The 13,351-nt window shown below is 72.1% G+C and carries 15 protein-coding genes; 12 read left to right on the forward strand and 3 right to left on the reverse strand.

All coding sequences use genetic code 11. The features are described 5' to 3' along the window. Positions 1-25: 25 nt before the first annotated feature. The 3 genes from ABZ899_RS03570 to ABZ899_RS03580 all read left to right on the forward strand — a co-directional run bounded on the left by ABZ899_RS03570 (position 26) and on the right by ABZ899_RS03580 (position 3,161). Positions 26-997 carry an aldo/keto reductase gene (locus ABZ899_RS03570; protein ID WP_361340142.1) on the forward strand — a complete coding sequence of 324 codons (972 nt, stop codon included), beginning with the start codon at positions 26-28 and terminating at the stop codon, positions 995-997. A gap of 83 nt (positions 998-1,080) precedes the next feature. Continuing rightward, positions 1,081-1,632 carry a helix-turn-helix domain-containing protein gene (locus ABZ899_RS03575; protein WP_361340144.1) on the forward strand — a complete coding sequence of 184 codons (552 nt, stop codon included), beginning with the start codon at positions 1,081-1,083 and terminating at the stop codon, positions 1,630-1,632. Further along, positions 1,629-3,161, forward strand: coding sequence for an MFS transporter (locus ABZ899_RS03580; protein WP_361340147.1), 1,533 nt, complete (start codon positions 1,629-1,631; stop codon positions 3,159-3,161). Before ABZ899_RS03575 ends, ABZ899_RS03580 begins: the two co-directional genes overlap by 4 nt. A gap of 25 nt (positions 3,162-3,186) precedes the next feature. Here ABZ899_RS03580 and ABZ899_RS03585 read toward each other — a convergent pair whose 3' ends face one another. Then, positions 3,187-3,861: a lysophospholipid acyltransferase family protein gene (locus tag ABZ899_RS03585; RefSeq protein ID WP_361340565.1), complete on the reverse strand. Its 675-nt coding sequence runs from the start codon at positions 3,859-3,861 to the stop codon at positions 3,187-3,189. 364 nt (positions 3,862-4,225) lie between these two features. Between ABZ899_RS03585 and ABZ899_RS03590 the strand changes: the two genes are divergently transcribed. From ABZ899_RS03590 to ABZ899_RS03600, 3 genes are all read left to right on the forward strand, one after another. Beyond that, complete coding sequence (locus tag ABZ899_RS03590; protein ID WP_361340149.1) at positions 4,226-5,386, forward strand: glycerophosphodiester phosphodiesterase; 1,161 nt, start codon at positions 4,226-4,228, stop codon at positions 5,384-5,386. A gap of 74 nt (positions 5,387-5,460) precedes the next feature. Then, positions 5,461-5,970, forward strand: a complete 510-nt coding sequence (locus ABZ899_RS03595) for a sigma-70 family RNA polymerase sigma factor (protein ID WP_361340152.1) — start codon at positions 5,461-5,463, stop codon at positions 5,968-5,970. A 45-nt stretch (positions 5,971-6,015) separates the two neighbouring features. Beyond that, positions 6,016-6,513, forward strand: a complete 498-nt coding sequence (locus tag ABZ899_RS03600; RefSeq protein ID WP_361340154.1) for a GNAT family N-acetyltransferase — start codon at positions 6,016-6,018, stop codon at positions 6,511-6,513. Here the strand turns inward: ABZ899_RS03600 and ABZ899_RS03605 are convergent. Next, a complete protein-coding gene (locus tag ABZ899_RS03605; protein WP_361340156.1) occupies positions 6,503-6,940 on the reverse strand; it encodes a hypothetical protein in 438 nt (145 codons plus the stop codon). The genes ABZ899_RS03600 and ABZ899_RS03605 overlap by 11 nt on opposite strands. After that, positions 6,921-7,280: a hypothetical protein gene (locus ABZ899_RS03610; RefSeq protein ID WP_361340159.1), complete on the reverse strand. Its 360-nt coding sequence runs from the start codon at positions 7,278-7,280 to the stop codon at positions 6,921-6,923. Before ABZ899_RS03610 ends, ABZ899_RS03605 begins: the two co-directional genes overlap by 20 nt. A 71-nt stretch (positions 7,281-7,351) precedes the next feature. Here ABZ899_RS03610 and ABZ899_RS03615 point away from each other — a divergent pair, with 71 nt between their 5' ends. The 6 genes from ABZ899_RS03615 (at position 7,352) to cbiE (ending at position 13,158) form a co-directional block, all read left to right on the forward strand. Continuing rightward, positions 7,352-7,999: an HAD-IA family hydrolase gene (locus ABZ899_RS03615; protein WP_361340162.1), complete on the forward strand. Its 648-nt coding sequence runs from the start codon at positions 7,352-7,354 to the stop codon at positions 7,997-7,999. A 369-nt stretch (positions 8,000-8,368) separates the two neighbouring features. Next, positions 8,369-9,403, forward strand: a complete 1,035-nt coding sequence (locus ABZ899_RS03620) for an ATP-binding cassette domain-containing protein (protein ID WP_361340164.1) — start codon at positions 8,369-8,371, stop codon at positions 9,401-9,403. After that, complete coding sequence (locus ABZ899_RS03625; RefSeq protein ID WP_361340166.1) at positions 9,400-10,125, forward strand: methionine ABC transporter permease; 726 nt, start codon at positions 9,400-9,402, stop codon at positions 10,123-10,125. The genes ABZ899_RS03620 and ABZ899_RS03625 overlap by 4 nt, the downstream gene beginning before the upstream one ends. Before the next feature lie 73 nt (positions 10,126-10,198). Further along, positions 10,199-11,032 carry a MetQ/NlpA family ABC transporter substrate-binding protein gene (locus ABZ899_RS03630; RefSeq protein ID WP_361340168.1) on the forward strand — a complete coding sequence of 278 codons (834 nt, stop codon included), beginning with the start codon at positions 10,199-10,201 and terminating at the stop codon, positions 11,030-11,032. A 161-nt stretch (positions 11,033-11,193) separates the two neighbouring features. Continuing rightward, on the forward strand, positions 11,194-11,832 hold the full coding sequence (locus ABZ899_RS03635; protein ID WP_361340171.1) for a GNAT family N-acetyltransferase: 639 nt from the start codon (positions 11,194-11,196) through the stop codon (positions 11,830-11,832). Between the two features lie 114 nt (positions 11,833-11,946). Continuing rightward, on the forward strand, positions 11,947-13,158 hold the full coding sequence (gene cbiE, locus ABZ899_RS03640; RefSeq protein ID WP_361340174.1) for a precorrin-6y C5,15-methyltransferase (decarboxylating) subunit CbiE: 1,212 nt from the start codon (positions 11,947-11,949) through the stop codon (positions 13,156-13,158). Positions 13,159-13,351 lie beyond the last annotated feature (193 nt).

Genomic DNA, 13,351 nt, shown 5'->3' on the forward strand with positions numbered 1-13,351 from the left:
CGCAGCCGACCGAACGGAGCCCGCGATGCCCTTCGCCCGACTGGCGACAGCGACGACCCCGACCTGCCACATCGGACTCGGCCTCGCCGCCGTCGGCCGCCCCGGCTACATCAACCTCGGCCGCGACGAGGACCTCGGGGCCGACCGCAGCGTCGAGACGCTGCGCACCCGCACCCATGAACTCCTCGACGCCGCCTACGCCCAGGGCGTGCGCTACTTCGACGCCGCCCGCTCCTACGGCCGTTCGGAGGAGTTCCTCGCCGGCTGGCTGACCGCACGGCCGGACGTCGACGACGTCGTCGTCGGCAGCAAGTGGGGCTACACCTACACCGCGGACTGGACGACGGACGCCGAGCGGCACGAGGTCAAGGACCACGGCCTCGCCACCTACGAGCGCCAGCGCGCCGAGACCGCCGCGCTGCTCGGCGACCGTCTGGACCTCTATCAGATCCACTCGGTCACCCCGGACAGTCCCGCGCTCACCGACAAGGAACTGCACGCGCGCCTCGCGGAGGCCGCGGCGCAGGGCGTGACCATCGGGTTCTCCACCAGTGGCCCGGCGCAGGCGGACGCCGTGCGCGCCGCCCTCGCCGTGACGGTCGACGGCGAACCCCTCTTCCGGACCGTCCAGTCGACGTACAACGTCCTGGAGACCTCGGCGGGCCCCGCCCTCGCCGAGGCGCACGACGCCGGGCTCACGGTGATCGTCAAGGAGGGCATGGCCAACGGCCGGCTCGCCGGCCCTCACGCGCCCGAGGCGCTGAAGGCCCTGGCCGCCGAGACCTCCCAGGGCTGCGACGCGGTCGCCCTCGCGTTCGTCCTGCGCGAGCCCTGGGTGGGTGTCGTCCTCTCCGGTGCGGCGACCACCGGGCAGCTGGCGTCCAACCTGCACGCCGCCGTGGTCGACCTGGACGAGGACCGGCTGGCACGGCTCACGGCCCTCGCGGAGGAGCCGGGCGGGTACTGGGAGAAGCGCGGCCACCTGCCCTGGCACTGATCTCTCTTCGCTCCGGCGACCGGTGATGAGTCGCGCACGGCCTGAATGAGACATCACTGTCTCATGTGCGTTACTCTCGTGTCATGGCTGTCGATCGTGAACACGTGCTGCGCAGTGCCGCGGCCCTGCTGACCCGCAAGGCCACCGCGACCATGGACGAGGTCGCCAAGGCTGCCGGGATCAGCCGCGCCACCCTGCACCGGCAGTTCGCGGGACGCGAAGCGCTCGTCCGCGCCCTGGAGTCGCTGGGCATCGCCGAATGCGAGGCCGCGCTGGACGCGGCCGACCTCGACAGCGGCTCCGCGTCCGACGCCGTCCGCCGGCTCGTACGCGCGATCGAGCCGGCCGCGGGACTCCTCGCCTTCCTCTACACCGAGAACCAGCTCTACGAGGGCGAGGAGATCAACCCCGGCTGGACCGCGATCGACGAGCGCATCGCCGCCCTGTTCCGGCGCGGACAGCTCGGCGGCGAGTTCCGTATCGACCTGACCCCGGCCTGGCTCACCGAGGCGCTGTTCGGCCTGATGGCCTCCGGCGCCTGGATGGTGCAGAGCGGCAAGGGAGCGCCCAGGGACTTCCACCACATGATCGCCGGGCTGCTGCTCGGCGGCGCACTCCGGAGAGAGGAATCATGACCAGCACCCTGCGGCCGGCGGAGACGACCGAGGCGGTGACCAGGCGCCGGGGACGTTGGCTCGCGCTGTCCGTCCTCGTCCTCGCCGTGCTGCTGGTGGCCGTCGACGCGACCGTCCTCGGTCTCGCGACCCCGTACATCAGCGAGGACCTCGAGCCCTCCGGCACCCAGCTCCTGTGGATCGGCGACGTCTACTCGTTCGTGATCGCGGGTCTGCTCGTGTCGATGGGCAGCCTCGGCGACCGCATCGGCCGCAAGCGGATCCTGCTCGTCGGCGCCACGGCGTTCGGCGCGCTGTCCGTCCTCAACGCCTACGCCACGAGCCCCGAGATGCTGATCGCCGCCCGGGCGCTGCTCGGCGTCGCGGGCGCCACCCTGATGCCGGCGACCCTCGCCCTGATCCGCAACCTCTTCCACGACCCGCGTGAGCGCAGCCTCGCCATCGGCATCTGGGGCGCGACGGCGTCCGCGGGCACGGCTGTCGGTCCGATAGCCGGCGGATTCCTGCTCGAACACTTCTGGTGGGGCTCGGTCTTCCTGATCAACCTGCCCGTGATGGTGGTCCTGGTGCTCGTCGGCGTGCGGCTGCTGCCCGAGTCCCGCGATCCGGCCCCCGGCCCATGGGACCTGCCCAGCGTCCTGCTGTCGCTGCTCGGCATGGTCGGCGTCGTCTACGCCGTCAAGGAGGCCGCCGCGCACGGCTTCACCTGGCTCACGCTCGGCGCGGGCCTGGCGGGCGCGGGCGCCCTGTACGGCTTCGTCCGGCGCCAGCTCACGCTGCCAGCGCCGCTGCTCGACATGCGGCTGTTCCGCCACCGGGGCTTCAGCGGCGCGGTCCTGGCCGACCTGCTCACCATCCTCGGCCTGTCCGGGCTCGTGTTCTTCCTGTCGCAGTTCCTGCAGTTGGTGCAGGGCAGGGGACCGCTCGAGGCGGGTCTGGCCGAACTGCCCGCGGCGATCGGCGCGGTGGTCGCCGGGCTGGTCGCGGGCCGTGCGGCCCGCCGCTTCTCGGTCCGGGCCGTCGTCTCGGCCGGCCTCGCCGCGATCGGCGTCGCGCTCGCCGTGCTCACGGTGGTCGACCGCAGCACGGGCTACCCCCTGCTGGGCGCGGCCCTCCTCGTGGTGGGCGTCGGCGCGGGCTTCTCCTTCACGGTGACGTCGGACGTCATCCTCTCCTCGGTGCCGAAGGAGCGGGCGGGCGCCGCGTCGGCGGTGTCGGAGACGGCGTACGAACTCGGCGCGGCCCTCGGCATCGCGGTGCTCGGCTCGATCGTCACCGGCGTCTACCGGGGCTTCACCGGCCCGGCCGGTACCCCGGCCGAGGCCCACGAGTCGCTGGGCGGAGCGGTGGAGGCGGCGGCGGACCTGCCCGCCCGAACCTCCGAGGCGATGCTGGACGCGGCCCGCACCGCCTTCGTCGACGGTCTCGCCCTGGCGGCGGGAGCCGGAGCGGCGGTCCTGCTGGCGGCGGCGGTGGCGGCGTGGTTCCTGCTGCGGGGGCAGCGACTGGACGACTCGGCGTCCCGGTGAGGACGGCCTCCGCGCTGGGCCGTGGTTACGCCGCTTCCTTGGCCTTGCTGGCGTACATGTCCACGTACTCCTGCCCGGACAGCCGCATGACCTCGGCCATCACGGAGTCGGTCACCGCGCGCAGCACATAGCGGTCGCGGTCCATCCCCTCGTAGCGGGAGAACTCCATCGCCTCGCCGAAGCGCACGGTCACCTTGCCCGGGCGGGGCATGCCGGCGCCGTTCGGCTGGATCTTGTCCGTGCCGATCATGGCGAAGGGCACGACCGGCGCGCCCGTCATCAGCGTCAGGCGGGCGATGCCGGTGCGGCCCCGGTACAGGCGGCCGTCGGGGGAACGGGTGCCCTCGGGGTAGATGCCGAAGACCTTGCCCTCCTCCAGGATGCGGCGCCCGGTCATCAGCGCGGCGACGCCGCCCCGGCCGCCGTCGCGGTCCACCGGGATCATGCCGACGCCCGTGAAGAACCAGGCCATGAGGCGGCCCTTGACGCCCTTGCCGGTGACGTACTCGTCCTTGCCGATGAAGTAGACCTGCCGGTCGCACACCAGCGGAAGGATCATCGAGTCGATGAACGTGAGGTGGTTGCCGGCCAGGATGACCGGACCGTCGCCCGGGATGTGCTCCGCGCCCTCCACCCCTGGGCGGAACATCAGGCGCATGATCGGTCCGAGCACTGCCTTGATGAGCGCGAAGCGGGACAACGGGCCCTCCGGTGTCAAGGGATTCATCTATGTCTGTGCAGGTGAGGACGATACTCGCGGTCGCCGCGTTCCCGCACATCGGGGACGCCGACTTCACCCAGGTCTTACTCGCCGTTGACCTGCGTTCACCTGCGGTGACGCGGCGCCGCTAGGCCGTAACGCGGCCGCAACGGTGTGACGGACGTCGCTCGGGCGGCGCATCCCGGGTGCCCCGTCCGGGCGTGGCGAATCCGACGCTCCGTCACCTCGCCGCCCCCACACGCCATCCGGTGTCACCCACGTGTTCGGCTCGGGGTCTCCCCTCTGTCATGCACGCGCACCTACGATCGGCGCGCACCGACGCATCGAGGCAGGAAGGGCGCTCATGGGAACCCAGGACAACGAGCAGACCGCCACCACCGGACGGCGGACTCTTCTCGGCGCGGCCGTACTCGGGGCGGGAGGCGTCCTCGGGCTCTCCGGTCAGGCGGCCGCCGCCGGCGGCGGGCACGGGGGCGGTGGACTGAACAGCTTGCCCAAGCCGACGATCATCGGGCACCGCGGCGCCAGTGGCTACCGGCCCGAGCACACCCTCGGCTCCTACCAGCTCGCCCTCGACCTCGGGGCCGACATCGTGGAGGCCGGCGACCTCGTCCCCACCCGGGACGGCCACCTCGTCTGCCGGCACGAACCGGAGATCGGCGGTACGACCGACGTCGCGAGCCGTCCCGAGTTCGCCGGCCGGAGGAAGACGAAGTTGCTCGACGGGGTCGCCACGACCGGCTGGTTCACCGAGGACTTCACGCTGGCCGAGCTGAAGACCCTGCGGGCGACCGAGCGCATCCCGGCCAACCGCCCGCACAACACCCTCTACGACGGCCGCTGGGCGATCCCCACGTTCGAGGAGGTCCTCGCCTGGCAGGACGAGCAGACCCGCAGGCGGGGCAGGCAGGTCTGGATCTACCCCGAGCTCAAGCACCCCACCTACTTCCGCGAGCAGGGCCTCGGCCTGGAGGAGCGGGTCGCCAAGGTGCTGCGCCGGCACGGCAAGGACCGGCGGGACTCGCCCGTCATCCTCCAGTCCTTCGAGCCCACCAGCGTCCAGCGCATGGACAAGCTCGTCGGCAACCCGCTCGTCGTCCTGCTCTCCGGGGCGGCCGGCCGCCCCTGGGACTTCGAGAGGACCGGGGACCCGCGCACCGTCGCCGACCTCGTCACCCCGGCCGGGCTGCGGGAGATCGCCACCTACGCCCAGGGCATCGGGCCCACCCTGGACCTGGTCATCCCCAAGGACGCGGCCGGGCGGCTCACCACCCCCACCACCCTGGTCCGGGACGCGCACAAGGCAGGGCTCCTCCTGCACCCCTACACGATGCGCAACGAGAACCCGTTCCTGCCCGCCGAGTTCCGCAAGGGCACCGACCCGGACGCCTACGGCGACGTCTTCGGCGCCTACCGGGCGTACTTCGCCACCGGGATCGACGGGGTCTTCACCGACAACCCCGACACCGGCCTGCTGGCCCGCCAGGACTTCGTCAACCGCTGAGGTGCGGCCCCCGGTTGGGGTGACCCGCGGCCGCCCCGGCAACCCCGCGCCCGGGCGGCCGCGTCGTGCCGCACATGAGGGACGACCTGGTGACCACCCTGCACCCGCTGCTCGCCGCCGAGGCCCGGGCCGAGGCGTCCGCCTCCGGCGCCGAGCCCGCCGACCTGGAACAGGCGGTGTGGCTGCGCCTCCTGGAACACCTCGACGCGGACGGCCCGCCCGCCGACCCGCACGCCTGGCTGCGCCGCGCCGTGCGCGCCGAGTCCCGCCGCAGCCGCCGTACGGCCCGGCATGAACGGCCCTACGAGCGCGAGCCCGTGGCCGACACCGACCGGCACGATCCCGAGCGCCTGGCGCTGGCCGCCGTCCGCCGCCGCACCCTGCGCGACGCGGTCCGCCGGCTGCCCGGCCGCTGCCCCCGTCTGCTGGAGGCGCTGCTCTCCCCGGACGACCCGACCTACCGCGAGATCGCGGGGGAGTTGGGTATCTCACAGGGCAGTCTCGGCCCGGAACGTTCCCGATGCCTGGGATGTCTGCGCCGACTGCTCACACCGGAGGTTGCGGCCCGCAGTGGGCGGGGATAGGAGTGAGGGACGACCGGTGATCAGGTGAGCGGGAGGCGTGCGCACATGGGCATGAGCGTGACCATCTCTGCGGCGACCGAGCAGGACGCTGAGCAGATCTTCAGGCTGCAGTACCTGTGCTTCCAGAGCGAAGCGGCGCTGTACGGCAACTACCGCATCGCCCCGCTGATCCAGAGCCTGGACTCGGTCCGGGCCGAGGTCGCCGCGGACTGCGTCTTCGTGGCCCGGCTCGGCGAGGAGGTCGTCGGCTCGGTCCGCGGCCATGTCACCGAGGACGGCGCCGCCGCCATCGGCAAGCTGTGCGTCCACCCCCGCCTGCAGGGCCACGGCATCGGTGCCCGCCTGCTGCGCGCGGCGGAGGCCGGCCTGACCGAGCAGCGCGGCGCCAAGCGGTTCCGCCTGGAGGCCGGTCACCGCAGCGAGGGCAACCTCCGCCTCTACCGCAAGGTCGGCTACGCGACGGTCGGCACCTCCCAGGGCGCCGACGGCGTCCCCATGATCGTCCTGGAGAAGGAGGCGGGCGCCTTCGCCGCTACGGCGTGACGGCGCGGGCCCTGCGGAGCCAGTACAGGGCCGACAGCGGCAGCAGTACCGGGATGAAGAGATAGCCCATGCCGTAGTCGGACCAGACCGTCGCGTCGGGGAACGCCGAGGGCTCCACCAGGGTCCAGGTGCCGACGACGAGGACGCCCACGAGCTCGGCGGCGCAGCACACCAGCGCCGCCCTGCGGGCCCGCTCCCCGCCTCGCACCAGCGTGTACGTGATGAAGCCGTACACCACGCCGGCCACCGCCGACAGCGTGTAGGCGAGCGGCGCCCGGCCGAAGTCCGTCGCGATCTGGTACGCCGAGCGCGACACGGCGCCGACCACCATCACGCCGTACAGCCAGACCAGCAGCACGCCGGGCCCGCCGATCAGCCGTGCCGGCCCGTCCTCGGTCGTGGCCACCTCAGCCTCCCCAGATGTCATGGAGCCGCACCTCCAGCACGGCCAGCACCACGCCGCCCGCGGCGACCGTCACCGAGCCCCACTTGGACCGCTCCGCCAGCGACATGAAGCCCGCCGCCGGCACACACGCGAACGCGCCCAGCAGATACGCCACGAAGATCGTCGTGCCCTGCTCCGGCTCCTCGCCCCGCGCCAGCAGCACGATCCCGGCGACCAGCTGCACCAGCGCCAGCACCGTCACGACGGCCATGCCGATGAAGTGCCAGTCCTTCGTCGGCTGGTCGCGGGAGGCGGCCCAGCCGCACCACGCGGCGAGCAGCAGCGCGGCGACACCGGTCACCAGCATCAGGGCAGCGAACATGCCGGTGAGCCTATTACGGGCCAAAAGGCCTGATGCGGCCGCCCCCGGACAGCGGCCGTAGGCTCGGGGGCATGAAGATCCGTGCACAAGCCCTCCTGTTCGACAACGACGGCACCCTCGTCTCCTCCCTCGCCTCCGTGGACCGCTGCTGGACGCGCTGGGCCGCGGAGTACGGCGTCACGGAGGCGTTCGGCAGGGTCGAGCTGCACGGGCGCCCGGCCGTCGAGATCGTGGCCGACCTGCTGCCCGCGGCACGCGTCCCCGAGGCGCTCGCCCGGATCGAGGCGCTGGAGGTGGAGGACGTGCCGAACGGCGGCGTCCATCTGCTGCCCGGCACCCGGGACTTCCTCGACGCACTGCCCGCCGACCGCTGGGCCGTCGTCACCTCCGCCACCCGCCGGCTCGCCGAGGCCCGGCTCGGCGCCGTCGGCATCCTGCCGAAGACGATGGTGACCGCCGACGACATCACGCGCGGCAAGCCCGACCCCGAGCCCTATCTGCTCGCCGCCCGTGAGCTGGGCGTCGACCCGGCCGACTGCGTCGTCTTCGAGGACGCCCCCGCGGGCCTCGCGGCCGGCCGGGCCGCCGGCATGACCACCGTGGCGTTGACCACAACCCACCGGGCCGACGAGCTGGACGCCGACCTCGTCGTGAAGGACCTGTCGGCCTTGTCCGCGCTGGTGGGCGATGACGTCGTGGAGATCTCCGCCCCTGTCTGACCCTGTCCGCCGCTGTCCAGCATCCGGACAGCGGCGGTCGGTAAGGACCGTACGTCTGCTTTACTGATCGCATGACCACGACGAGCAGCCGCATTCCCGCGACCGAGGCGCCCCTGACGCCCGGTGCTCGTTGTATGTGTCGAATGTGCGCCTTCTAGAGGGCCCCCGCACCATCCGAGCCTCGCGCCCCGAAGCGAGCCGGCTCAGGTCCGCCCGCCCCGGGTTCCAGGACTGAGCCACGCCCCCGCGCACACGTTCTCCGCGTTCCGCCCTTTCACGGGACCGTGCTGCGCCCGGCTGCCTTCGACCACGTATGCCCCGTGCCCGGCGACCACGACGCGCCGCGCACTCGACAGTGACGGAACTCCAGTGATCACCACTTCGGGCCTCACCAAGGTCTACCGCTCGCGCGGCCGCGAGGTCACCGCCCTCGACGGCGTCGACCTGCACGTCCGCGAGGGCGAGGTGTACGGCGTCATCGGCCAGTCCGGCGCCGGCAAGTCCTCGCTCATCCGCTGCGTCAACCTGCTCGAACGCCCCACCTCCGGCACCGTGACCGTCGCCGGTCAGGACCTCACCGCCCTGGCCGGACGCGGCCCCCGGGCCGGCCGGGAACTGCGGCGGGCGCGCAGCCGTATCGGCATGGTCTTCCAGCACTTCAACCTGCTGTCCTCCCGGACCGTCCAGGACAACGTCGAGCTGCCGCTGGAGATCCTCGGCACGTCAGGGAAGGAACGTTCCCGCAAGGCGCTCGAACTGCTCGACCTGGTGGGCCTCGCCGACAAGGCGAAGGCCTACCCCGCCCAGCTCTCCGGCGGGCAGAAGCAGCGCGTCGGCATCGCCCGCGCCCTGGCCGGCGACCCCAAGGTGCTGCTGTCCGACGAGGCCACCAGCGCCCTGGACCCGGAGACCACCCGCTCGATCCTCCAGCTGCTGCGCGACCTGAACCGGCAGCTGGGCCTCACCGTTCTGCTCATCACCCACGAGATGGACGTCGTGAAGTCGATCTGCGACTCCGCCGCCCTCATGGAGCGCGGCCGGATCGTCGAGTCCGGCACCGTCGGCGAACTGCTCGCCACCCCCGGCTCCGAACTGGCCTCCGCCCTCTTCCCGGTGGGCGGCGAGGCCTCCGCCGACGACCGCACCGTCGTCGACGTCACCTTCCACGGCGAGGCCGCCACCCAGCCGGTCATCTCCCAGCTCTCACGCATCTACAACATCGACATATCGATCCTCGGCGCCGCCATCGACACCGTCGGCGGTCTCCAGGTCGGCCGGATGCGCATCGAACTGCCCGGCCGCTACGAGGACAACGTCGTGCCGATCGGCTTCCTGCGCGAACAGGGACTCCAGATCGACGTCCTGGGCCAGGAGCCCGCTCTGCTGAAGGAAGGCGCCAAGTGACCTGGTCCGAGATGCAGCCCCTGCTGGAGCAGGCGTGTTGGGACACCCTCTACATGGTCGGCTGGTCCACCCTCATCGCGGTGGTCGGCGGCCTCCCGCTGGGCATCCTGCTCGTCCTCACCGACCGCGACGGGCTCCTCCAGAACGTCCTCGCCAACAAGGTCATCGGGCAGATCGTGAACATCGCCCGCTCGATGCCCTTCATCATCCTGATGGTCGCCCTGATGAGCTTCACGCGCTGGGTCACCGGCACGACCATCGGCCGCGAGGCCGCCATCGTCCCGCTCGCCATCGGCGCGATCCCCTTCTTCGCGCGGCTGGTCGAGACGGCCGTCCGCGAGGTGGACGGCGGACTCGTCGAGGCCGTGCAGGCGATGGGCGGCAACACCTGGACCGTCGTGCGCAAGGTCCTCGTCCCCGAGTCGCTGCCGTCCCTGATCGCCAGCACCACGACCACGATCGTCGCCCTCATCGGCTACTCGGCCATGGCCGGCACGGTCGGCGCCGGCGGCCTCGGCGACATCGCCATCCGCTACGGCTTCCAGCGCTTCGAGACCGAGCTGATGTGGATCACGGTGGCGATCCTCGCCGTCGTCATCTCCGTCATCCAGGCCGCCGGCGACTACGCGGCCCGCTCCCTGCACCACCGCGGCGGCCGCTCCGGACCCGCGCCGAAGCTGCGCCTGCTGAAGGCCGCCACCGCCACCGGCAAGACCGTCTAGGCCCTGCCCGCACCCCCCGAACTCCCCGGGCACCCATGCCGGGGTCGCACCACCCCTAGGAAAGGCACTTTTCGTGCGTAACACCGCCAAGATCACCACCGCCGCCCTCGCCGTCGGAGCCCTCACCCTCGGGCTCACCGCCTGCGGCTCGGACAAGGACTCCGGTTCCGACGCGAACGCCCCGCTCAAGGTCGCCGCCACGCCGACCCCGCAGGGCGAGATCCTCACCTACATCAAGGACAACCTCGCGAAGAAGGCCGGCCTCGACCTCGAGGTCAAGGAGTTCACCGACTACGTGACGCCGAACACGGCCGTCCAGCAGGGCGAGGTCGACGCCAACTACTTCCAGCACCAGCCGTACCTGGACGACTTCAACAAGAAGAACGGCACCGACATCGTCGCCGTGCCGAACGCCACGGTGCACCTGGAGCCCCTCGGCGTCTACTCCCAGGGCGTCAAGAAGCTCGCGGACCTCAAGAAGGGCGCCACCGTCGCCCTGCCGAACGACACCACCAACGAGGCCCGCGCGCTGAAGCTGCTGGAGGCCAACGGCCTGATCGAGCTCAAGGCGGGCGTGGGCTACGAGGCGACCCCCAAGGACATCGCCTCCAACCCGAAGAACCTGAACTTCAAGGAGCTGGAGGCGGCCCAGCTGCCCCGCTCCCTCGCCGACGTCGACGCCGCCGTGATCAACGGCAACTACGCGCTCGAGGCCGACCTCAGCCCCGCGAAGGACGCCCTCGCCGCCGAGTCCCCGAAGGACAACCCGTACGGCAACTTCCTCGCCGTGAAGAAGGGCGACGAGGACGACCCGCGCGTCCAGAAGCTCGCGAAGCTGCTCACCTCGCCCGAGGTGAAGAAGTTCATCGAGGACAAGTACGACGGCGCCGTCGTCGCTTCGTTCTGAGCCGCCGCCCGTCGTCTGACGGGGCGTTCGACGCGTTTCGCCCAGCACGGGGTCCACACCTTCACCGGGTGTGGACCCCGTGGTGCGGTGAGGTGCTTTCATGCTGCATGCTGGGCAGTTCGCAGGCCCTGAAGGCAAATCCGACGGTTACGGAGCGGCGCATGACTGGCACCTTCCCCACCATCTCCATCAGCACGGAGCGGTTGGTGCTGCGTCCCCTGGACGAGGACGACGTGCCCGCCCTGGCCGAGATGATGAACGACGAACAGGTCGGCGCCTGGACGGACGTGCCCCAGCCGTTCACCGAGGACCGCGCGCGCACCTGGATCACCGAACGCGCCCCCGCCGAACGGGAGGCCGGCCGCGGACTCGACCTCGCCGTCACCGAGTTCCTCACCCAGCGCCTGGTCGGCATCGTCCAACTGGCCAAGACCAACTGGCACGTACGCGCCACCGAACTCTCCTACATCGTCGCCCCCTGGGCCCGCGGCGAGGGCTACGCATCCGAGGCCGCCCTCGCGACCGCTCAATGGCTGTTCAGCGACCAGAAGTTCGAGCGCATCGAGCTGCGCACCGCCGCCGACAACACCGCCTCCCAGCAGGTCGCCCAGAAGATCGGCTGCATCAGCGAGGGCGTCCTGCGCAACGCCTGCATAGCCCACGTACGCGCCGCGGACGGCACCTGGACCGATGTGCGCACCGACTTCATCGTGTGGAGCCTCCTGCCCGAGGACCTCGACGGCGCCGGGGACCACCTGGCCGGATCCGACGGGTTCACCTCCTACGGCGAGTGGAACTGACCCGGACCAGGCCCCCGGGCCCCGGCGGCTGCCGCGCCGCGACCAGGTACGCTCACGAGGCCCGGTCCTCGGGCTCCCCATGACGACCTGCGCGAACCCAGGAGACTGACGACGATGGCCGACCGCGTCACCGTGATCGGCTGGGACGGCTCGCCGCTGACCGCCGCGGCACGCTCCGCCCTCGGTGCGGCCACCCTCGTGGCCGGTGCCGCCCACCATCTGGCGCTCCCCGAGGTGCCGCCCACCGCCGAGCGCGTCCGCCTGGGCAGCGTCGCCCTCGCCGCCCGCCGCATCGCCGGCCACCGCGGCACCGCGGTCGTGTTCGCCGACGGCGACCCCGGCTTCTTCGGCGTCGTACGCACCCTGCGCGCACCCGAGTTCGGCCTCGAGGTCGAGGTGGTCACCGCCGTCTCCCCGGTCGCCTCGGCCTTCGCCCGCGCCGGGATGCCCTGGGACGACGCACAGGTGGTCGTGGCCCACCCACGCACCCTGCGACGCGCGGTGAATGTGTGCCGGGCCCACACCAAGGTCGCCGTGCTCACCTCCCCGGGCGCCGGCCCCGCCGAACTCGGGCTGCTCCTGGAGGGCGTCCACCGCACCTTCGTGATCTGCGAGGAACTGGGCACCGACCGAGAGCAGGTCACCGTCGTCACCTCCGACAAGGCCGCCGACCACACCTGGCGCGACCCCAACGTCGTGATCGTCGCCGGCGGCACCGCCCCCGCGCCCGACGGCCTCGGCTGGATCGCCGGCCGCGACCCGTCCAGCGGCCCGCGCGGCTGGACCCTGCCCGCGCAGTCCTACGGCGGCCTGATGGGCGAGGGCGAGCTCGAACCCCTGCGCGCCGCCCAACTCGCCCGGCTCGGCCCGCGCGTCGGCGACCTCGTCTGGGACATCGGCTGCGGCAGCGGCGCCTTCGCCACCGAGGCCGCGCGGGCCGGCGCGGCCGTCATCGCCGTCGACAGCGACCCGCGGGCCTGCGAGCGCACCGAGGCCAACGCGCGCGCCTTCGGTGTCCAGACCCAGATCGTCCACGGCACCGCCCCGCACGTCCTGGAGGACCTCCCCGAACCGGACGTCGTCCGCGTCGGCGGCGGGGGAGCGGCCGTCGTCTCCGCCGTGGCCGACCGGCGCCCGCAGCGCATCGTCACCCACGCCGCGACCCGCGACGCCGCCGAACTCGTCGGCCGCGACCTCACGGAGCACGGCTACGACGTCGAGTGCGCCCTGCTGCAGTCCGTCGAACTCGACACGCGGGCCTGGACGGAACGCGAGCGGAGCGTCGCCTTCCTGCTCAGCGGGGTTCTGCCCGATCGCTCGGTGTGACCGTCCGACCATCCCCGTGATCCTGTTGTCGTACCGCTCGCGGTAGGCTGGCCGATCGTCGTACCGCATGCGGGCGCCCGGCAGTTCGTCGGTCAATGTCCGGAAAAACGCTCCCGGTTCGGGGTGGGTGTGGTACGGCGGAACCGGAGGACGCGCAACGTGGCGCAGTCCACAGCGGCACGTCGCGGATCAG

Origin of the sequence: Streptomyces sp. NPDC046859 (assembly GCF_040645135.1) — a bacterium.
Taxonomy (GTDB): domain Bacteria; phylum Actinomycetota; class Actinomycetes; order Streptomycetales; family Streptomycetaceae; genus Streptomyces.